Genomic DNA, 20,095 nt, shown 5'->3' on the forward strand with positions numbered 1-20,095 from the left:
TACGATAGAAGCTTAGTAGATCAATTTGCTTTACTGAAAAAGTTTAATAATTTCATGTCGCAAAAATTGATGTCTTAAATTATCCCTTAAATCTTCGTGCCAAAACATACCCATTTTAATATTGGTTATCTCAAAAGGCAGAGAATGTAAGCAAATTTCAGGACTATAAGATAAATGCTGCAAAATCATACGTGGCATGGTCAATATTGCGTTGGCTTGAGCTGCCAGAACTTGTAACGCCGTTGAGTAGTTTTGACAGCGCATAAATACATTTCTTGAAATTTTTTGATGTTGGTTTAAATAAATATCTTCAAGCAAAGCGCCCGTACGGCGTGATGAAACACCAATGTGTCGACCACTAATATAATTTGATAAATCGACTTCTTTAAGTTGACTGCAAATGACGAACTCATCTGTTACCAAATGGTCAAAGGTAATTTTTGGAGATAAGTATTGTTCTAGGTCAATGACAAAATCGAGCTGCTGCGTCGCCAAGTCCGCCATTATATGTTTTCGATCTAGCTTCATGCTTACAAACTGTAAATCTAAATTAAGATTTTGAAAATGTTGAGCAAGCCTTGGAAGAATAATCGGTTCAATCTCATCATGAACGGCAATTTTTAAGCTTTTTAAACTGGTTGGATCAAAAACATGTTTCTGCTGACTAATATTTTGAATCGTTAAAAGTGCTTGCTTAACAGTCGGGTAAATCTGTTCTGCAAAAGGCGTTGCAGACATTTTATTACCTACACGTATAAATACATCATCTTCAAGTTGCTGACGTAATCGTTGTAAAGCATGACTTGCGGCTGACTGAGTAATATTGAGGCTACTTGCTGCATTTGAAATACTTTTTTGCTCATAAATTGCGATAAATAGCGGATATAAGTTGATATCAATCCGGTGAAAAAAACTTAAGTCTAGGCCATGTAGGTTATGAATATTATTCATGAGGTGTTATTTAATAAAATCATTTCATTCATATTAAGTTTCAAGTTATGTTGATGTAAAGACCAGATAATGATGTAAAGGAAAAAGAATGTTTGAACTCTCAAAGAAAGCTCAGGATTTTGCAGGGCGAACAAGAAAATTTATTCAAGAAGAAATAGAACCTGTCGAAGCAAAATTTTGGGAAGAAGTTCACGAGTTAAATCCAGATGGAAACTGGAAAAAGTGGCAGTGGCCCGAGCTTTTAGAAACTCTGAAATCTAAAGCTAAACAAGCTGGTCTTTGGAATATGTTTTTACCCGATGAAAAGTTGGGTGCAGGACTAAGTGTTCAAGAATATGCGCACATAGCCGAATTAACTGGTCGTAGTTTATTGGCACCTACTGTTTTTAACTGTAATGCACCAGACACTGGAAATATGGAATTGTTATGGCGCTATGGTAGTGAGCAGCAAAAACAACAATGGTTAGAGCCTTTATTGGACGGAAAAATTCGCTCTGTTTTTTGTATGACTGAACCTGATGTTGCGTCAAGCGATGCAACCAATATGCAAGCGACTGCACTCATAGAGGGTAATGAAATTGTTTTAAATGGTAAAAAATGGTGGTCGTCTGGCTTAGGTGACCCAAATGCTAAAGTCATTATTTTTATGGCACATACTCCAGATGAAACTAAAGACCGCCATCATCAACATTCTATGGTTTTAGTACCGATTGATACGGCGGGTGTCGAAATTCAACGTATGTTACCTGTGTTTGGTGACTACGATGCACCACATGGACATGGTGAGGTTCATTTTAATAATGTTCGAGTACCTCTTGAAAACTTTATTGGTGGAGCGGGGCAAGGTTTTGAAATCGCACAAGGTCGTTTAGGGCCAGGGCGTATTCACCATTGCATGCGCTGTATTGGAGCTGCTGAAAAAGCTCTAGAACTTATGATTGATAGAGGCATGTCTAGAACGGCGTTTGGAAAAGAAATTTTAAAACTTGGTGGAAACCTTGAGCGTGTAGCCGATGCGCGAGTAGCTATAGATCAAGCCAGACTTTTAACCTTGTATGCTGCTTATAAAATGGATACTTTAGGAAATATGGCTGCTTTAACAGAAATATCTGCAATTAAAGTGGTCGCTCCGAGTGTTTTAGAAAAAGTAGTCGATATGGCGATTCAGCTACATGGCGGTGCGGGTGTTTCAAGAGATACACCATTAACGGGTTTCTTTGCTCAAGCACGCAGTTTACGTTTAGCCGATGGTCCGGATGAAGTACATAAAGGCATGATTGCCAAATTAGAGTTGGCCAAACGTGGTTATTTCGGTCGTCATAAGAAAGTATAAGTTTAAAGGAAGTGAAGATGTCGGTAATTGATATAGGCGGTGAAGTACGTGAAGGTGAAGAACTTGATATTGGGGCAGTTGAAAACTGGTTAAAAAACCAAGGTGTTGAGTTGATTGGCCCAGCAGTCGTTACTCAATATACAGGTGGGGCGTCGAATTGGACTTATCGTTTAAAATATGAAAATACCGATTTAATTTTACGCCGTCCTCCAAAAGGAACAAAAGCGAAATCGGCCCACGATATGGCCCGTGAATATATGGTGCAAAAAAATCTTGTGCCTTATTATCCAGTGCTTCCTAAAATGGTGGCACTTTGTCAGGATGAATCGGTCATTGGCTGTGATTTTTATGTCATGGAACGCATTGAAGGCATTATTCCTCGTGCAAAATTGCCGCCTGAGCTTGGCTTTAATGAAGAAGATGTTCATCAACTTTGTGTGAATGTTATTGATAAGTTGATTGAGCTACATCAAGTTCCCTATGAGAACACGCCTTTAGCTGAACTAGGCAAAGGAACAGGATATTGCCGTAGACAAGTTGAAGGTTGGGATAAGCGCTATGAAAAAGTCCGCACAATCAATGTTCCTTCATTTAAATATGTCCGAAAATGGCTAAATGATAATATCCCTCAAGACTCCACCACTTGTATTATTCACAATGATTGGCGTTTTGATAATGTGATTTTAGATCCAGAGCATCCAACAGAAGTGATTGGCGTGCTGGATTGGGAAATGGCGACCTTGGGTGATCCACTAATGGATTTGGGTAGTGCTTTAGCTTATTGGGTTGAGCCTACTGATAACATGATTTTTAAATCAACACGCCGTCAGCCGACTCACTTAAAGGGAATGTTCTCTCGCAAAGAAGTCGTTGACTATTATTTGCAAAAAACAGGTCTGCAAACTGCAAACTGGGCTTTTTATGAAGTGTTTGGTGTATTCCGTTTGGCAGTGATTGCCCAGCAAATCTATTACCGTTATTACCATAAACAAACCCGAAACCCTGCCTTTAAAGATTTCTGGATCGTGATTCATGCGCTGCATATCCGAGCTTTAAAACTTATCGCACAGCAAAAATTGCAAGAATCTGAATTTGCTCAACAATCTCTACAGAAAATACAGGGTATTTTAAGAAGATGACCACAATTTATCTGGTAAGACATGGACAGGCATCATTTGGTAAAAGTAACTATGATGAGTTGTCTGAAAATGGTGAAGCTCAAGCGACTTTATTAGGCCATTATTTTAAGCAAATATTGAAAGAACAACCTTATGTGGTTGCAGGAACCATGCAGCGCCATGAGCAGACTGCAAAGCTCGCACTTAATGAATGCTTTCCAGATGCGGTGATTCAACATAATAATTTATGGAATGAGTTTAACCATCAACAGGTTTTTGCACGTTATGAACCACGATTTGAACAGCCTGAACTGTTAAAAGCTGATGTAGCACAAGAACAGAACCCACGTGCTTATCTTGCCAAAATATTTGAAGGTGCAATAGGACGATGGACAGATGGCGATTTTCATCATGAGTATGATGAGTCTTGGCCACACTTTAAAGAAAGAGTCGAAACGACGTTGCAGCAACTTTGTGATGAGTTAGCAAAAACCAAGCCTCGCTATGCAGTTGTTTTTACTTCTGGTGGTGTGATTTCTGTAGCAATTGGAAAATTGCTTGAACTTAGCCCCAATCGAACTTTTGCGTTGAATTGGGCAATTGCTAATACAAGCCTCACGACTTTGCGTTTGGTTGGAAATGAAGCTCAGGTTTTAAGTTTAAATGAACATCATTTTATAAAAGCTGAGCGTCCAGATTTACTGACATGGATTTAAAATAAGGATAAAAGCATGGCAAAGACAATTTTGATTACAGGTGCAAGTTCTGGATTGGGCGCAGGTATGGCGCATGAATTTGCAGCCAAAGGCTATAACTTAGCGATTTGTGCACGCCGTTTAGACAGATTAGAAACTTTAAAAACTGAACTTGAGAATGAGTACGGTATAAAAGTAATTGCAAAAAGTCTGGATGTCACCAATTATGATCAGGTTTTTGAAGTATTTCGTGCCTTTAAACAAGAATTTGGCTATTTAGACCGAATTATTGTAAATGCTGGAGTCGGAAATGGTCGCCGTATTGGTAAAGGTAATTTTGAAATTAATAAAGCCACGGCTGAAACAAACTTTATTTCTGCTTTAGCACAGTGTGAGGCAGCAACTGAAATTTTTAGAGAGCAAAACGCAGGTCATTTGGTGGTGATGTCATCCATGAGTGCTATGCGCGGATTACCAAAACATTTATCGACCTATGCGGCGAGTAAAGCTGCAGTGGCTCACTTGGCCGAAGGCATTCGTGCTGAATTATTAGATACCCCAATTAAAGTCTCAACCATTTTCCCAGGTTACATCCGTACCGAAATGAATGAAGGTGCTAAACATTTACCCTTTGAAGTAGATGCCAAAACAGGATGTAAAGCTTTGGTAAAAGCTATCGAAAAACAACCTGTAAAAGCTTATGTCCCACAGTGGCCATGGTTACCAATGAGTATTGCTATGAAAGTTTTGCCTTTAAGATTGGTCAATAAATTAGGGTAAAAAATTACCCCCTAAATTTTAGGGGGTAATTTTTATTTAGAATTTTTTGGTGTAATTGACGAATAAACGGTCTTCACCAAAATCATTGCCATGTTTAACGTTGTAATCAATACGAATATATTGCAGGGCAACGCCTTTTAAGAGCGGCTGCTGAAACGCATAGTTTAAAATCACATTCGACTCGGTTTCGTGGTTTTTCTCACCATTTGCTGCTTTAAAGTCATGTCCGTAAACATATTTCACCATCGCGTTTAGGCCTGGCACATAATCTTTAAAGTCGTAGCCATACATGACATGGTAAGACTTTTCATCTTCTTTAAAGAAACCTGTGGCATTCCAGTTAATGAAATACGTCTCTGGTAAGAAGCCATCTGGTAGCGGGTAAGCTGATTCACCAATAATCTGTTGGTAACCCAAACCAAAGGTATGGTTTTTTACTTTAACGGTTTCAAGTAATCCAATGTTCTGCGCATCAATATCAAAAGTATTGCCATCATCTTTTGCATTGAAGTATTTGAATTTAGAGGTGAGAGCAAAAGTTGGCTGCTTCCACGTATGTTCAAGCCCAACATAATGCTTGTTATACAGATCTTCTAAATTACCAAAGTAGTATTCGCCCTTTAAAGACGGCGTGAATTGATATCGTAAGTCAATGTAGTTCAAACCATCAGATTCTTTAGTAACCCCATTTGCCGTAAAGGAAAACCTTTTAAAGTCTTCTTCATTTCGTGGCGACACTTTTTCCACTCGGCCAATTTCGGCATAGAGCTGATCTGAAAGTTGAGACTTTAAGTTGGTTCCCCAATACGATGTGAGTAACTGACGACTAGCATCGACTGCCGTTACAGGTAAATCTAGCCAGAGTTCACCGACACTTAAAAGGGTTTTGTCATAGCCCAGCTTTAAAGTCGCACCGTATTTTAGATAATCTGATGCTTGAGATTGCGTTTCTTTATTAAAAGGCAAAACTGTATCTGCGACATGTTTGTCTGAACTTAAGCGCACGGCGTATTGAGCAGAAGCATCAGCCCCAATCGTAAGCGGCTTATCTGCTATGACTAACGGAGTGTCATGCATTTTTGATTTATAAAATAAAGACGCTGCCTGAGACCAACTGCCAGTATCTTTTAAGGCATCATTATCAAAATCACGGTTGATATAGGCATTTTTTAAAGTGAATTTCCATTCATCTTCAGTTTGTTGATTTGGATTTGCGGCCCATGAGTTGCTACACATCAGTAATAAAGTGGCAACAGCTAAAGTGTGTGGTTTAAAACGGTGAAATAATTCCATAATCCATTTCCCAGATGTATGCCAGTCCTCGGCACTACGTAATTTTGAATATTTCGGTACTCTCTAAGCGTTTAGTTAGAGAGTACATTTTTGCAATTGGTGAGACCTATTAATTTAATTTTTCAAGCTTCATACTTTCACTAAAGAATTTGCAGCCTTTAAAAAGTAGGACCAAAGCCAGTACACACGACAAGCCGCCCACAATAGATAAAGACGAACCCACCATTAACGGACTACCAAAAACTTTATCTGTGATAATGGCCACCAATGTTGTACCAATACCGAGTCCAATTAAGTTGCTCACCAAAAGGAATAGGGCAGAAAGGCGTGCTCTAAATTGGTTTGGGGCTAACATTTGCAAAGCAGTTGCCGAAATTACTAGAGGGAAAGATGCGAAAAACATTGCAGGAATCAGTAAGCTTACTGAAAGCCAGAGTTGATCTGTTTGGGTAAAAAATGCAATTGGAATAATTAGGCCAACAATTCCAATCACACCAGTGAACATCGGCGCATCTTGACGACCTTTTTTAATAAACCAGTCGTTTAACCAACCTGCACAAAACACACCTAAGGTATTTGCAATTAACAGAATCGTACCGAGCATGTAACCTGTTTCAGTCGGTGCAAGTTGAAACTTTCGAATATAAAATGCAGGTGTCCAGCTAGTCAGACTGTAGAGTGCCATTGCATAAAAGGTAAAACCTAAATAATGACAAGCAAATGTTTTCGAATGCTTTTTAATAAACTGAAGACATTGTGAAAATTTGACTTGGTCAACTTGTCCATTTTGATTGAGCTGTTGGCCTTTACGTGCAGGGTCTTTAACAGTCAGAATAAATAGCAGACCAATAATGATACCGGGTAAACCTACTACAAAAAAGGCAATTTGCCATGCTTTAAGTGCGCCTAATAGTGGAACTTCAATGAGTGTCACGCCTTTAAGCAAGTTAATGACATAACCGCCAACTAAAAAGGCGATACCACCACCTAAAAAAGCGCCAATTGAATAAATCCCGACCGCGCGGCCTAGTTTGTCCTTACTAAACATGTCGCTAAACATTGAATAAGCGGCTGGAGATAACGCAGCTTCACCTACGCCGACCGCCATACGGCTCAGGAACAGTTGAATAAAGTTTTTACTTAAACCACAAGTTGCCGTTGCTAGGCTCCAAACAATAATCCCGATTGAAATCAGTTTTGGTCGTGAAAAACGATCGGCAATATAGGCTAAGGGTAAACCCATAACCGCGTAGAACAGAGAGAAGGCAAGGCCATGTAACAAGCTAAATTGTGTATCTGAAAGTTGGAGATCTGCTTTGATGGGTTCAATCATCAACGCCAGAATTTGGCGGTCAATAAATGAAAATATATATGCCAACATACAAAGTGTGACGACATACCATGCATAAGCATTGCTTTTCTTTTGTGTCCTTTCAACAGCGATATTACTTTGGTTCATACACTTAATCCTTATGTATAAAACGCTTAAAGAAATTGATATCTAACTTTTATTATTCCTCTGAAGTTTTCGATATTTCCCCCTTTTAGATAAGAATAATAAATAGGCTAGAAATGAGTAATTTGGTCTCGTACAGACCGGAAGAGTGCATCTAAACCCAATTAGGAGTTAATGGGTTTTTAAAGATCATGGAATTATTATTTTCTTTTTATATGTAAAATTCCATTACTTATTGAGTATGTTAGAATACCTAAAAAGTATGTTAAGTAAACAGATAGTAATAATTTATTGAATTAAGAAACTGATTTTTATTTATTTTTTAATATTAAAACTTATTTTAATAAAGAGCAGCGAGAAAAGAAGAACTGTTTCATGCTGCTCTTGAGCGTATCTAACCCCATATCAAGTCAAATAATCAACTTGATGGCATGAGATCAAATAATTTTTTTAACTGGTGATTTAAATTGTGAAGCTCATCTTCTGAAAAAGCATTTAGGATGCCTGCTAAGGTAACCACACTAATTTGATTAATCTGTTCAACTAGCTCAACACCTTTGGCCGTTAATTTCACCATCGAGATGCGTTCATCGGTGGTAGAAGAGTAGACCTCGACAATTCCATCTTCTACTAAGCGATATACAGCTTTTGTTGCCGTAGTTAACTTTAAGGTAGAAAGATTAGCGATATCGGTAATACTGGCTTCACCCAAAGCATTAGTACTTAAAATGATTTTACGGCGTGTATTATCAATACCTAGTTTTTTTATTGATTTTTCAATGAGTTGTGAATATTTTCCGTTAACTTGGGATACCCAAAAAAAAGGGAAGTTTTGAATACTCGACGGTTCTTTATTAGGAAGAAATTGTTCTAAATGATCAAGCATAGCTAAGCAATAACTTAGTGAAAAAAGGGTAATCCTATTATAAACAAAATTTTGGATATTTCCTTGGGAACAAATTATAAAAAATACTTGACAATTCCATTAAATTTTCCGATATTTTGATTAATGAATAAAAATACATGGAAAAGTGAATGAATATTGTTAGCCAAAGCGTGCACAAAGGAAGTGGCAAGCTCAAGGTGATGGTCAAGGACACAATTGATATTCAAGGTCTAAAAACCATTGCTGGTAGTCGAGCTTTATTAAATGTTGAACCTGCTCAAGATGATGCTGAGGTGGTTAAAAACATTTTAAAAGCTGACTGTGAAATTATTGCCAAAACAAATTTGCACGAATTGGCTTTTGGTATTACAGGCATTAACCATGCTTTTGGTACACCTGTTAATCCAAAATATCCTGAACTTATTCCAGGCGGCTCTTCGAGTGGTTCGGCTGCGGCAGTTGCAGCAAAACAAGCTGATTTTACTTTAGGTACAGACACGGGCGGTTCTATCCGGATGCCCGCTGCGTGCTGCGGAGTTTTTGGTTTAAAACCAACTTTTGGTCGTGTCAGCAGAAAAGGCGTATATCCGCCGTCGAGTTCTTTAGATTGCGTTGGTCCCTTTGCAAATTCAGTCGAGATGATTGAAAAGGCCATGCAAATTATTGATCCAACTTTCAAACCTACTGAATTTACTAGTGCACCAAAAATTGCTGTTCTCGATGTCAAAGCAGATGAGGTTGTTTGGAACTGTATTCATCAAGCACTTCAAAAAGCCAATTTACAGACCACTTTAGAAAAAGTTGAACATTTTGAAGCAGCTTATGACGCAGGCATGCAGATTATTAATTATGAAAATTGGCAAGCTTTTGGTGAGTTAACTCAAACCGGCTTAATTGGTTCTGATGTAAATGGTCGTTTATTAAAAGCGGCACACACCACTTTAGAGCAAGTAAAACAAGCGGAAGCTGTGAAAGCGCAGCTCACCCAAGAACTCGATGCTTTATTAGAAAAATATGATGCACTGGTTTTACCGACACTTCCACAAATTCCACCGAAAGTTTCTGAAGCTGAAAACACAGTCGCTTTTTTGAATCTTACAGGTTTAGTTCGACCATTTAATTTATCAGGTCATCCCGTTATTTCAGTGCCACTTGAAACCAGTGAAGGTTTACCAGTGGGCTTACAGATCGTATCGAAGCATCAAAAAGATGAGCAATTATGCGCTATAGCTAAATTTTATGTTGATGCAATGCAATAAATTACAAGGAGTTAGATGATGAATAAGTTGTCTAAAATGGAGTTTGATTCTCAAGATAAAGCAATTGACTTAGATGCTTTGTGCCAAGAAATTCGTGAGCGTGCCTGTACAGGTGAATTTGATAATCAGGCTTATGTAAGCCAAGACGTTATCGAAAAGCTAAAGCAAATCGGTGTTTACCGTGCACTGGTTCCTAAACGTTTTGGTGGTGAAGAATGGTCACCAAGACAGTTTTGTGAATTGATTGAAACTTTATCTAAAGCTGATGGTTCAGTGGGTTGGGTAGCAAGTTTCGGTATGAGCCCTGCGTATTTAGGAAGTTTGCCAGAAGAAACGCTTAAAGAATTGTACCAAAACGGACCAGATGTGGTGTTTGCTGGAGGTATTTTTCCGCCACAACCTGCTGAAATTACCGATGAAGGTGTAGTGGTTCGTGGACGTTGGAAATTTTCCAGCGGCTGTATGGGAGCAGACATTGTTGGCGTGGGAATTTCACCGCTTAAAAATAATGAAATGCAGGGCTTACCTCGCATGGCAGTGATGCCTGCCAAAAAAGCTAAAATTGAAATGACTTGGGACACCGTTGGCTTAAAAGGTACAGGAAGCCATGATTTAGTCGTTGAAGATGTATTGGTTGAAAAGAAATGGACTTTTGTCCGTGGTGAACCGTCAAAACTAAGTGAGCCATTTTTTAAATATCCGTCTCTGTCTTTAGCGACTCAAGTATTAACTGTGGTGGGGATTGGTGTTGCAGCTGCCGCATTAGAAGAATTTGAAAAATTAGCCCCGGGTAAAGCATCGATTACAGGTGGGGCAGAAATTGCAAACCGCCCAGTGACTCAATATGAGTTTGCTCAAGCCGATGCAGAATTTCAGGCTGCAAAGTCTTGGTTTTATCAAACCATGGACATTGTTTGGAATGAAATTATTGCTGGTCGTGAAGCAACAGCTGAACAAATTAGCGATATGCGTCTGGCATGTACTCATGCAGCGCGAGTTTGCGCCAAAGTCACCCGAAAAATGCAAATGCTCGCGGGCATGACAGCAATTTATACCAACAATCCATTTAGCCGTTTTGTGAATGACACCAACGTGGTCACTCAGCATGCCTTTATGGGCGATGCGACTTTACAAAATGCAGGCTCAATCAGTTTCGGGTTAAAACCCACCCCAGGTTATTTATAAGTTTAATTTTTAAAAGGATATTGAGATGGAAGCTAAAAAATCATTACGCGTTTTGTTCTGTATGGGTATTAATCAAAACTTTTTTGATGCAGAACCTGCTGAAGCGAAAGCAGTTTGGGCAGCGTTTGGTGAAATGTGGAATGGCATTCATGACTTACCGGGCGTACATGTTTTTGGAAATCTTGATGATGACCAAAGCATGGTTGGCCCAAGTGCGGGCTGGCCTTGGACAACGTACTTACTTGCAGATGTTCCAGATATTGAAACAGTACACGCGGCTTGTAATTTGTTTAGAACGACAGTGGTGGGTGAAGGTCCATACAAGCTTTGGAAATATTGCAAAGTTGAAGCTCGTGTTGGACGCGAATTGATTATCCAACGTTAAGGCGATGGCAATGAATGACAAAGTGAATTTTGCAGAAATCATAGAGCGACTAGAACAGTTAGAAGCGCACAACGCCATTCGTAATTGTCTGAACCGTTATATGGAAATCTGCGACGAGCTCAATGCAAATACAGATCTTGATGAGCTGATGAATCTTTTTGATCAAGACTGTATTTGGGAAGGTGTTGGCGAGAAATATGCCAAATCCTTTGGCCGTTATGATTCTTGGCAGTCGATTTACGACATGTTTAAAAGTTATACCCAAAAAGAATCTCACTTTGTTATGAATGCACACTTTGTAAATTCAGAACAAATTTATGTAAATCAAAATGATGCAAATGCTTCATGGCTGATGTTGCAAACTTCAACGTTTAAAGATGGCCGTAGTCATCTGAATACAGCAAAGCTCAATGTGAAGTTTCAAAAGCAAGCAGATGGAACATGGAAAATTAAACATTTCCAAACACAGAATATTTTCAGTCGTCCCGTATCGCATTGGCACAGTGAAGCCGAATTGCCAGTACCTTCCCAGGAATGACCCAGGACATATTTAAAAGGACTATTGATATGAACAGTATTATCCCGACGCATAACATTGGCACTGATTACGATACTTTGGTTCAAAGTGACCGTGCCCATACTTCTCTTTATAAAGATGAACGCATTTTTGATGAAGAAATGGAAAAAATCTTTTATAGCACTTGGGTGTGGGTTGCACATGCCAGCGAAATTCCAGAAGGCGGAAGCTATAAAACCATTAACATTGGTAAACAACCAGTTGTTGCGGTGCGTGACCGTAAAAAGAAAGTCCATGTACTTTTAAACCGTTGCCGTCACCGTGCCGCAACCGTATGCGAACATAAAAAAGGAAAAACCAATAGTTTTGTATGTCCGTACCACGGTTGGAGTTATGCACTTGACGGTAGTTTACGTGGTGTGCCATCTCCAGAAAGCTATGGTGATTGTTTAGATAAGTCTGAATTACCACTGGTGAGTCTACGTGTAGAAGAATATAACGGCATGATCTTCGCTTCATTTAAAGAAGACATTCAACCGCTTGAAGAGTTCCTTGGGCCAGCAAAAAAATGGATTGACCTGTTTATGAAACAAGGTGCGGGTTATCCAATTAAAGTGTTAGGTGAACACCGTTTCCGCTTCCCGGGTAACTGGAAAATCCAGCTTGAAAATACAACCGATGCATATCACTTTCCGTTGGTACACAAGTCATTCTTAAGTTCTGTCGATGAAAAAACCGAAGAACTCTTTAACTTCGAAAACCAGCCGGGCTTTGTTGAAGATTTAGGTAATGGTCACAGTGTAATGGTCATGATTCCTGATCTGATCGATTTAGACGAAGAGCTCATGGAACGTCCAATTCAAGAGCGTTTTGAAGATTTGGCTCAAGCTTTGCGTGATGAAGGCCATGAAGAATTAGAAGTACGCCGTATTGTTCGTGCAGTCGGTGGTTCTGGCTTTAACTTAAATTTATTCCCGAATATTGCATGTTCAATGGCGTTCTTCCGTGTTTTACAGCCAATTTCAGTGGCTGAAACAGAAATTCATCACTCGGTGATTACGATGGATGGTGGTCCGCAAATTGCCAACCAATATCGCTTACGTTTGCATGAACATTTCCAAGGTCCATTTGGTTTTGGTACTCCAGATGACTCAGAAGCTTGGGAGCGCGTACAACACGGCGCCAATGCAGGTAATGATTTATGGATCATGTTGAACCGTGGTTTACCGGGCGAAGTGCAAACTGAAGATGGCTTAAAAAGTGATGTCAGCGCTGAAACAGGTATGCGTGCAGCATATCAGCAGTGGAAAAAGATGATGAAGGCTTAGGGAGAGAGCAATGAATATGAATCTGCAATTATTAAATGAAGTCACTGCTTTCATCTGGGCTGAAGCAGATATGTTAGACCACAGTGAATATCGTGAATGGCTCAATTTATGGAATGAAAAAGGTGTTTATATCATTCCAATTGACCCAAATCTCACTGACTACGAAAACAACTTAAATTATGCCTATGACGATAACCATATGCGTACTTTACGTGTGGAGCGTCTTGAAAATGGTGAAGCAATTTCTACAGCACCTAAAGCCAATACGGTGCGTAGTGTTTCTCGTGTACGTGTTATTCAAGACCAAGATAATCAAATTGTTTTACGCTGTGCTCAAAACTTACGTGAGTTTCGTAAAGAAAACCTCAAGCATTACACAGCAGATATTACTTACCATTTGACTCGTGATGGGGCTACAGGCTTTAAGATTAACCGTAAAATCATTAACTTGGTTAACTCAACCGATACCTTAGCCGGTATTAGCTACATTCTTTAGGAGCGGTAACATGAAACAAGTTGTTTTAGTGACAGGTACTGCTTCTGGACTCGGTAATGTCATTGCTGAATATTTTGCGAGCCAAGGCCATCAAGTGATTTTGTCAGCAAGTACGCTTGAAAAAGCCGAAAACGCCAAGGCACAAAGTCAATATGCACAAAATATGTTTCCCTTGAAATTAGATATTTCGGTCGAAGCAGATTTTCATGCTGCGGTGCAATGGATTGAGGAGAAATTTTCTAAACTTGATGTGTTGATTAACAATGCCACTGTCACCAAAGCAACGCCGGTATTAGAAATTACCGCAGCCGATTTTGATTGGGTAACCCAAGTCAACCAACGTGGCACCTTTCAAGCTTGTCAAATTATTGGCCAATATATGGCTAAAAAAGGCTATGGACGCATCATTAATATGGCGTCTTTAGCGGGACAAAATGGCGGTACTGCAACGGGTGCACACTATGCGGCAACCAAAGGTGCCATTGTGACGTTAACCAAAATTTTTGCCAAAGAGTTTGCGGCAAAAGGGGTGACGGTCAATGCGGTTGCACCAGGACCGATGGAATCACCGATTGTTCATAGCGTGGTGTCAGACGAAAAAATGGAACAGTTCATCCAGAATATTCCAGTTAAAGCCTTAGGAAGTATGCATTTTATTGCTGAAACTTGTGGGTTGCTTGCGAGTCCAAATGCGGGGTTTGTGACTGGTGCAACATGGGATATTAACGGTGGTTTATTCATGCGTTAAGCCAATCGCTTAACCATGAAAAGGGAGTTAAATCATGACTACACTTTATGATGTTGTCGTTAAAAATCGCCATGTGGAAGGTGGAAATATTGCAGTCATGGAGTTTGAATCTGCAACTTCTGCAACATTGCCAAAAGTTGAAGCGGGTGCGCATATTGATGTGCACTTACCAAATGGTATGGTACGCCAATATTCACTTTGCCAAAATCCAAATGACGAAGGTAAGTTCCGCCTTGGAATTTTACGTGACCCTGAATCACGTGGTGGCTCAGTCTCGGCTTTTGATGAAATTAAAGATGGCATGCAAATTCAGGTCAGTGAACCAAAAAATTTGTTTCCACTTTTAAAAGCCAAACACAGTGTATTGATTGGCGGTGGAATCGGGATTACGCCGTTAATCACGATGGCATATCAACTTGCACACGAAGGTGCATCCTTTGAGCTTCACTACTGTGGTGCTAGCCCTGAAAACTGCGCTTTTGTTCATGAAATTAAAAATGGTGAGTTAGCAAAATACACAAGCTTCCATTTTAAATCCGAAGGTGCAAGCCACAGAGTATTTTTTGAATCTGCCATTAAAAATATTGACTCTGAAAGCCATATTTACACGTGTGGCCCAGTCGGTTTCATGGACTGGGTGATTAACCTTGCCACGACTCACGATTTTCCTGAGCAGCAAATCCACAAAGAATATTTCCAAGTCGAAGCAGACACATCTGGAGGTTCATTTGAGGTGGTGGCTGAGCGTAGCGGAAAAATCATTATGGTAGAGGCTGGCGAAACCATTTTGCAGGCTTTGGCTAAAGAAGGCATCGACATTGAAATGTCTTGCGAGCAAGGCGTATGCGGAACTTGCATGTGCGATGTGATTGAAGGCGAACCCGATCATCGAGATGTTTATTTTACTGATGAAGAAAAAGCCAGCAATGAACAAATATTGGTGTGTTGTTCGCGCTCTAAAACACCGAGACTAGTTTTAGATATCTAATGCTCTCGCGATTTATATGGATGTAAGAGAAGGTTTAGGAGAAAGATGATGAATGTATTACAACAAATAGATGAGTTTACGGTCGATCCACTACAGTTCCGACGGGCATTAGGAAATTTTGCAACAGGCGTTACTATTGTTACTGCACAAAATGCACAAGGTGAGAAAGTTGGTGTAACCGCAAATAGTTTTAACTCGGTGTCGCTTGACCCACCACTTATTTTGTGGAGTATTGATAAAAAGTCTTCAAGTTTTTCGGTATTTGAACAAGCTACACATTTTGCCGTCAATATTTTATCAGGCACTCAAATTGAGCTGTCTAATAAGTTCTCGAGACGAAATATTGATAAATTTGCAGACACCAATTTTCAACTTGGTGCAGGGCGCGCACCAATTTTAGAAAATTGTTCAGCGGTGTTTGAGTGCGAACGTCACCAAATTATAGAAGGCGGTGATCACTGGATTATTATTGGTAAAGTGGTTCGTTTCCATGACCAAGGCCGGAGCCCGCTGGTTTACCATCAAGGTGCATATTCTTGTGTCATGCCGCATCCGAGCCTTCAAGTTAAACAAACTGAACAGAACGGCGTAGACCAAACACATTATGGGCACTTATATAATAATGTTTGCTACTTGATGAGTCGTGCTTTTAAAGCTTATCAAACTGACTATATTCCTAAGCAAATGGCTTCTGGGTTCCGTACCAGTGAATCAAGGCTCTTACTCGTTTTGGCCAGTGGTACTGCTTCAAGTAAGGAAGATTTACCGCGAGATATCGCAATGCCAATGCAAGAAGTTGAAAGATCGGCTGAGATTTTAAAATTTGAAGGGTTGCTGGTCGATCACGATAATTTGTATGCACTGACCGAAAAAGGTAAACAAACGGCACAGTATTTATTTGATATTGCCGATAGCCATCAAAATGAAGTGTTTAAAAAATATTCTGATGACCAAAAGGATATTTTTATTACCATGCTGCGAGATTTTGCAGGTGTAGCATAAGCTCCATTAAGCTGATAAATTGAATTGATTTATCAGCTTCTTCACATCTAGCTGACTATCATCAAAAGAATTCCATGGACAAGGAATTTTTGGCACACAATTTGTTTATCAATAAAACAAAATTGTAAATAAGCCAAGACTGTGAACCACGGCAAAAGAAAATCTTAAGCAGTGGCACATGTATAGAGAGGTAAGGGATGAACCAATATGTAAGCGATGCATTACTCACATGGACGCACCATATTAAAAATGTGTGCGGTAATTTTGAAACAGATTTTGACGGTACTCGTAATTTATTCATTGGTGAGGTCCAATGTTTTTTATTGGGCGATACCGAAATTGCTTTTATCAAAAACAATGCAAATAAAATTGTCCGAAAAGCTGATGAAATCGATCGAGTGAATAATCGTTTTTGTTTTTTGATTTTGCAGTATTCGGGAAAAATGCTGCTTGAGTATAAAAATGAAACCTTAAGCCTGAATGAAGGCGATATTGTGTTGGTAGATCCAGTCGAAACCATTTCGATGTATCCGCAAGGCTTGGTGAGCCAGATTTCAGTACACTTGTCGCGTGAAAAATTACTTAAAGAAAATATTAGTACCGAATATTTTGGAAAGCTTATTACTCAAAATATGAGCGGTTTTTTGCTCAAAAATATTTTGAAAAATATGTCTGCTGAAAACATTAAACTTTGGTACGCAACCGAAGATGGGAATGCTTTTGAAGATGCACTGATTGCCTTAATCAAACCCACAATTAATTATAAAAACATAAACAGCTCAAATAACCTGATGGAAAAAGCTGAGCGCTATATTATAGAAAATTTAGCAAAACCAGATTTAACACCTAAGTTAATTGCAGAACATATTGGGGTATCGCTGCGTCATCTTTACCGTCTATTTCTTCAAGAAAACCTATCTATTAACAAATATATACAGCTTAAACGCTTAGAAAAAGTCAAAGCAGATTTACTCGATAAAAGAAATAAACAAAGCTCTATTACCCAAATTGCCTTGAAATGGGGTTTTTGGGATGGTGCCCATTTTTCAAAAATCTTTAAAAAGGCTTATGGTATTTCTCCTAAAGAATTTAGAGAAGGTATGTCTGTTTAAAACTTTCATCTCTCAATGTCATTTTTAGACAAGTTCGACGTCATTCTTGAACAAGCTAGCCCCATGCAAGTGTGTTGAAATTAAATTAATTAGAACAGGTTAGATGAGCTTAATAAGCTTAGAACTATTAAGTTGATCTAATAAATTTCACACATAGGAAAGTGCATTTTAACTGTCTGATACAGATAGTTCAGGGATAGATGAAAAGGATGAAACCCATGCGTAAACAACGATTATTGAATGATATACAAAAGATATTAGCGCTTAATTTATCAATAGCTGCGAGCTTTTGGGGATTAAATACTCAAGCTTATGCTCATGGTGGACATGCCGAAATGGTGTCTCTTTATCAAAACATGAGTGAGCAAGGCGCTAAAGTTGTCAAAGACGATTTTACCAACACTTATATGATTACCAAAGGCTCTATGATGGTTCGAGCTAAGCCAAATTCAAATCAGGTTTTGGTGAATGGTAAACCTTTCAAGCTCAGTGTGCCTCTATTAATCAAAGATGGTAAGCCAGTTATTGGGAAAGATTTTTTTAATGAAGTATTCCAGTCTGGTTTAGATCAAACTTTTAAAATTGAAAATACGTTCCATCCGCTTAATAGTTTAAATTCTGACGAAATCAAAAAGACATTTGATGTCATTAACAGCTCAAAATATGCCTATAAAAATATGCGTTTTTCAGAGTTAAAGCTAAAGGAACCGGAAAAAGCAAAAGTTTGGGATTACTTTATCAATCACAAAGAATTTAAAGAAGACCGCATAGCATCTTTCATTTTATTAAAAGGCAACCAAGCGATTGAAGGTGAAGTTAACCTTAACACTCAACAAGTCACAAAATGGAATGTACTTAAAGACACTCATGGAATGGTGTTGCTCGATAATTTTGAAGCTGTACAACGCGTAATTGAGACAAGTAAAGAATATCAGGAAGCTTTACGGAAACGCGGCATTACTGATGTGAAGAAGGTGATTGCTACACCGCTAACTGTTGGATATTTTGGCGGTAAAGATGGGCTTGATAAACAACTCAATATATTAAAAGTTGTCGCTTATCTCGATGTCGGCGATGGCAATTATTGGGCGCATCCTATTGAAAATTTAGTTGCTGTAATTGATTTAGATAAAGAAAAAATTATTAAGATTGAAGAAGGTGCGATTATTCCCGTGCCAATGGCAAATCGACCTTATATGTCGGATAAGCCAGTAACAAGCAAGATAAAACCACTCAATATTACTGAACCTGAGGGCAAAAACTTTAGCATTACAGGTCAAACCATACATTGGGGCAACTGGTGTTTGCATGTGGCGTTAGATTCTCGTGTTGGCTTACAGCTTTCAACAGTGACCTATAAAGATAAAGGCGTTAAACGTAAAGTCATGTATGAAGGGAACTTGGGTGGAATGGTAGTTCCATATGGTGACCCTGATATTGGTTGGTACTTCAAATCTTATCTGGACTCTGGAGAATATGGGATGGGAACACTTACCTCATCTATTCTTCCGGGAACAGATGCACCCGACAACGCTGTTTTACTTGATGCTGTGATTGCAGATTACAAAGGCCAGCCACAAGTGATTCCAAATGCTATTGCTGTATTTGAACGTTATGCAGGACCTGAATATAAACATCACGAAATTTTTGGTAACCAAGATGCCAGTGAAGCCCGCCGTGAACTTGTCGTGCGCTGGATTAGTACGGTTGGAAACTACGATTACATGTTTGACTGGGTATTTGCCCAAAATGGTGTAATTGGGATTAATGCGGGTGCAACGGGTATTGAAGCTGTTAAAGGTGTTAAATCACGCACCATGCATGACAGTACTGCAAAAGAAGACACTAAATATGGAACTTTAATTGACCATAATATTGTGGGTACAACGCACCAACATATCTATAACTTCCGCTTAGACATGGATGTAGATGGGGAAAACAACAGCTTTATGCATATGGACCCTGTGGTGAAAGCCAATGACAAAGGTGGTGTTCGTACAAGCTCAATGCAAATCGATAGTAAAGTCATTACGAATGAGCAAAATGCAGCTGAAAAATTTGATCCGTCTACTATTCGCTTACTTACGAATTTCAACAAGGAAAACAAATTAGGTAATCCGGTTTCTTACCAATTGATTCCGTTTGCAGGTGGAACACACCCTGTGGCGAAAGGAGCCAATTTTTCTAAAGATGAATGGTTATTTAAGCGTTTGAACTTTATGGATAAGCAAATTTGGGTGACTCAGTACAATCCAGACGAACGCTACCCTGAAGGGAAATATTCAAACCGTTCAACTCATGATACAGGGTTAGGACAGTTCATTGGCAACAATGAAAATATTGAAAATAAAGACCTTGTGGTGTGGATGACAACAGGTACAACCCATGTGGCACGTGCTGAAGAATGGCCAATCATGCCGACAGAGTGGGTGAATACACTCATCAAACCTTGGAACTTCTTTGACAACACTCCGACTTTAAACTTGGGTGAAGAAGAGCAAAACACGCAGCATGACCATCACTAAAAATGCACATTAACTAAGAATGGGTAACTTATTCATTA

The 20,095-nt window shown here is 39.1% G+C and carries 19 protein-coding genes; 15 read left to right on the forward strand and 4 right to left on the reverse strand.

Going from position 1 to position 20,095, the window contains the following annotated elements; all coding sequences use genetic code 11:
* Window positions 1-30 precede the first annotated feature (30 nt).
* Window positions 31-951: a LysR family transcriptional regulator gene (locus tag MMY79_RS08015; protein ID WP_252612837.1), complete on the reverse strand. Its 921-nt coding sequence runs from the start codon at window positions 949-951 to the stop codon at window positions 31-33.
* A gap of 88 nt (window positions 952-1,039) precedes the next feature.
* Here MMY79_RS08015 and MMY79_RS08020 point away from each other — a divergent pair, with 88 nt between their 5' ends.
* From MMY79_RS08020 to MMY79_RS08035, 4 genes are read left to right on the forward strand one after another with little or no spacing between them, the layout of a single operon-like run.
* Window positions 1,040-2,284 carry an acyl-CoA dehydrogenase family protein gene (locus MMY79_RS08020; protein ID WP_252612839.1) on the forward strand — a complete coding sequence of 415 codons (1,245 nt, stop codon included), beginning with the start codon at window positions 1,040-1,042 and terminating at the stop codon, window positions 2,282-2,284.
* A 17-nt stretch (window positions 2,285-2,301) separates the two neighbouring features.
* Window positions 2,302-3,423, forward strand: coding sequence for a phosphotransferase family protein (locus MMY79_RS08025; RefSeq protein ID WP_252612840.1), 1,122 nt, complete (start codon window positions 2,302-2,304; stop codon window positions 3,421-3,423).
* Window positions 3,420-4,118: a histidine phosphatase family protein gene (locus tag MMY79_RS08030; RefSeq protein WP_252612843.1), complete on the forward strand. Its 699-nt coding sequence runs from the start codon at window positions 3,420-3,422 to the stop codon at window positions 4,116-4,118. Before MMY79_RS08025 ends, MMY79_RS08030 begins: the two co-directional genes overlap by 4 nt.
* A 15-nt stretch (window positions 4,119-4,133) precedes the next feature.
* Window positions 4,134-4,877 carry an SDR family oxidoreductase gene (locus MMY79_RS08035; protein WP_252612845.1) on the forward strand — a complete coding sequence of 248 codons (744 nt, stop codon included), beginning with the start codon at window positions 4,134-4,136 and terminating at the stop codon, window positions 4,875-4,877.
* A gap of 36 nt (window positions 4,878-4,913) precedes the next feature.
* Here MMY79_RS08035 and MMY79_RS08040 read toward each other — a convergent pair whose 3' ends face one another.
* From MMY79_RS08040 to MMY79_RS08050, 3 genes are all read right to left on the reverse strand, one after another.
* Window positions 4,914-6,170, reverse strand: a complete 1,257-nt coding sequence (locus MMY79_RS08040) for an OprD family outer membrane porin (protein ID WP_252612847.1) — start codon at window positions 6,168-6,170, stop codon at window positions 4,914-4,916.
* Window positions 6,171-6,279: 109 nt separating this feature from the next.
* On the reverse strand, window positions 6,280-7,629 hold the full coding sequence (locus MMY79_RS08045; protein WP_039252245.1) for an MFS transporter: 1,350 nt from the start codon (window positions 7,627-7,629) through the stop codon (window positions 6,280-6,282).
* A gap of 415 nt (window positions 7,630-8,044) precedes the next feature.
* Window positions 8,045-8,512 (reverse strand): MarR family winged helix-turn-helix transcriptional regulator, encoded by a 468-nt coding sequence (locus MMY79_RS08050; protein ID WP_009392094.1) that lies wholly within the window; start codon window positions 8,510-8,512, stop codon window positions 8,045-8,047.
* 149 nt (window positions 8,513-8,661) lie between these two features.
* Between MMY79_RS08050 and MMY79_RS08055 the strand changes: the two genes are divergently transcribed.
* From MMY79_RS08055 to tynA, 11 genes are all read left to right on the forward strand, one after another.
* Window positions 8,662-9,771, forward strand: coding sequence for an amidase (locus MMY79_RS08055; RefSeq protein ID WP_252612848.1), 1,110 nt, complete (start codon window positions 8,662-8,664; stop codon window positions 9,769-9,771).
* Window positions 9,772-9,807: 36 nt separating this feature from the next.
* A complete protein-coding gene (locus MMY79_RS08060) occupies window positions 9,808-10,956 on the forward strand; it encodes an acyl-CoA dehydrogenase family protein (protein WP_252613483.1) in 1,149 nt (382 codons plus the stop codon).
* A gap of 25 nt (window positions 10,957-10,981) precedes the next feature.
* Window positions 10,982-11,341, forward strand: a complete 360-nt coding sequence (locus MMY79_RS08065) for a hypothetical protein (RefSeq protein ID WP_000387554.1) — start codon at window positions 10,982-10,984, stop codon at window positions 11,339-11,341.
* Window positions 11,342-11,345: 4 nt separating this feature from the next.
* Window positions 11,346-11,879 (forward strand): nuclear transport factor 2 family protein, encoded by a 534-nt coding sequence (locus MMY79_RS08070; protein ID WP_191901099.1) that lies wholly within the window; start codon window positions 11,346-11,348, stop codon window positions 11,877-11,879.
* A gap of 29 nt (window positions 11,880-11,908) precedes the next feature.
* Window positions 11,909-13,186, forward strand: coding sequence for an aromatic ring-hydroxylating dioxygenase subunit alpha (locus tag MMY79_RS08075; RefSeq protein WP_252612850.1), 1,278 nt, complete (start codon window positions 11,909-11,911; stop codon window positions 13,184-13,186).
* A 10-nt stretch (window positions 13,187-13,196) separates the two neighbouring features.
* A complete protein-coding gene (locus tag MMY79_RS08080; RefSeq protein ID WP_252612852.1) occupies window positions 13,197-13,682 on the forward strand; it encodes an aromatic-ring-hydroxylating dioxygenase subunit beta in 486 nt (161 codons plus the stop codon).
* A gap of 10 nt (window positions 13,683-13,692) precedes the next feature.
* The gene (locus MMY79_RS08085) at window positions 13,693-14,430 is read left to right on the forward strand and encodes an SDR family oxidoreductase (RefSeq protein WP_252612853.1); all 738 of its coding nucleotides are present in this window, start codon (window positions 13,693-13,695) and stop codon (window positions 14,428-14,430) included.
* 34 nt (window positions 14,431-14,464) lie between these two features.
* Window positions 14,465-15,418, forward strand: a complete 954-nt coding sequence (locus MMY79_RS08090) for a PDR/VanB family oxidoreductase (RefSeq protein ID WP_252612855.1) — start codon at window positions 14,465-14,467, stop codon at window positions 15,416-15,418.
* A 45-nt stretch (window positions 15,419-15,463) separates the two neighbouring features.
* Window positions 15,464-16,420: a p-hydroxyphenylacetate 3-hydroxylase reductase component gene (locus MMY79_RS08095; RefSeq protein WP_252612856.1), complete on the forward strand. Its 957-nt coding sequence runs from the start codon at window positions 15,464-15,466 to the stop codon at window positions 16,418-16,420.
* A 197-nt stretch (window positions 16,421-16,617) separates the two neighbouring features.
* Window positions 16,618-17,532, forward strand: coding sequence for a transcriptional regulator FeaR (gene feaR, locus MMY79_RS08100; protein ID WP_252612858.1), 915 nt, complete (start codon window positions 16,618-16,620; stop codon window positions 17,530-17,532).
* A gap of 209 nt (window positions 17,533-17,741) precedes the next feature.
* Entirely contained in the window at window positions 17,742-20,057 is a 2,316-nt protein-coding gene (gene tynA / locus MMY79_RS08105) for a primary-amine oxidase (protein WP_252612859.1), read from the forward strand.
* Window positions 20,058-20,095: the final 38 nt, after the last annotated feature.

Origin of the sequence: Acinetobacter sp. XS-4 (genome assembly GCF_023920705.1) — a bacterium.
In the GTDB taxonomy this organism is placed as follows: domain Bacteria; phylum Pseudomonadota; class Gammaproteobacteria; order Pseudomonadales; family Moraxellaceae; genus Acinetobacter.

Coding starts and splice junctions, on each gene's coding strand:
- MMY79_RS08065 (WP_000387554.1), top strand. CDS start 10,982: ATGGAAGCTAAAAAATCATTACGCGTTTTGTTCTGTATGGGTATTAAT.
- MMY79_RS08095 (WP_252612856.1), top strand. CDS start 15,464: ATGATGAATGTATTACAACAAATAGATGAGTTTACGGTCGATCCACTA.
- MMY79_RS08040 (WP_252612847.1), bottom strand. CDS start 6,170: ATGGAATTATTTCACCGTTTTAAACCACACACTTTAGCTGTTGCCACT.
- MMY79_RS08080 (WP_252612852.1), top strand. CDS start 13,197: ATGAATATGAATCTGCAATTATTAAATGAAGTCACTGCTTTCATCTGG.
- MMY79_RS08045 (WP_039252245.1), bottom strand. CDS start 7,629: ATGAACCAAAGTAATATCGCTGTTGAAAGGACACAAAAGAAAAGCAAT.
- MMY79_RS08090 (WP_252612855.1), top strand. CDS start 14,465: ATGACTACACTTTATGATGTTGTCGTTAAAAATCGCCATGTGGAAGGT.
- MMY79_RS08070 (WP_191901099.1), top strand. CDS start 11,346: ATGGCAATGAATGACAAAGTGAATTTTGCAGAAATCATAGAGCGACTA.
- MMY79_RS08050 (WP_009392094.1), bottom strand. CDS start 8,512: ATGCTTGATCATTTAGAACAATTTCTTCCTAATAAAGAACCGTCGAGT.
- MMY79_RS08020 (WP_252612839.1), top strand. CDS start 1,040: ATGTTTGAACTCTCAAAGAAAGCTCAGGATTTTGCAGGGCGAACAAGA.
- MMY79_RS08030 (WP_252612843.1), top strand. CDS start 3,420: ATGACCACAATTTATCTGGTAAGACATGGACAGGCATCATTTGGTAAA.
- MMY79_RS08055 (WP_252612848.1), top strand. CDS start 8,662: ATGAATATTGTTAGCCAAAGCGTGCACAAAGGAAGTGGCAAGCTCAAG.
- tynA (WP_252612859.1), top strand. CDS start 17,742: ATGAAACCCATGCGTAAACAACGATTATTGAATGATATACAAAAGATA.
- MMY79_RS08015 (WP_252612837.1), bottom strand. CDS start 951: ATGAATAATATTCATAACCTACATGGCCTAGACTTAAGTTTTTTTCAC.
- MMY79_RS08035 (WP_252612845.1), top strand. CDS start 4,134: ATGGCAAAGACAATTTTGATTACAGGTGCAAGTTCTGGATTGGGCGCA.
- MMY79_RS08085 (WP_252612853.1), top strand. CDS start 13,693: ATGAAACAAGTTGTTTTAGTGACAGGTACTGCTTCTGGACTCGGTAAT.
- feaR (WP_252612858.1), top strand. CDS start 16,618: ATGAACCAATATGTAAGCGATGCATTACTCACATGGACGCACCATATT.
- MMY79_RS08075 (WP_252612850.1), top strand. CDS start 11,909: ATGAACAGTATTATCCCGACGCATAACATTGGCACTGATTACGATACT.
- MMY79_RS08025 (WP_252612840.1), top strand. CDS start 2,302: ATGTCGGTAATTGATATAGGCGGTGAAGTACGTGAAGGTGAAGAACTT.
- MMY79_RS08060 (WP_252613483.1), top strand. CDS start 9,808: ATGGAGTTTGATTCTCAAGATAAAGCAATTGACTTAGATGCTTTGTGC.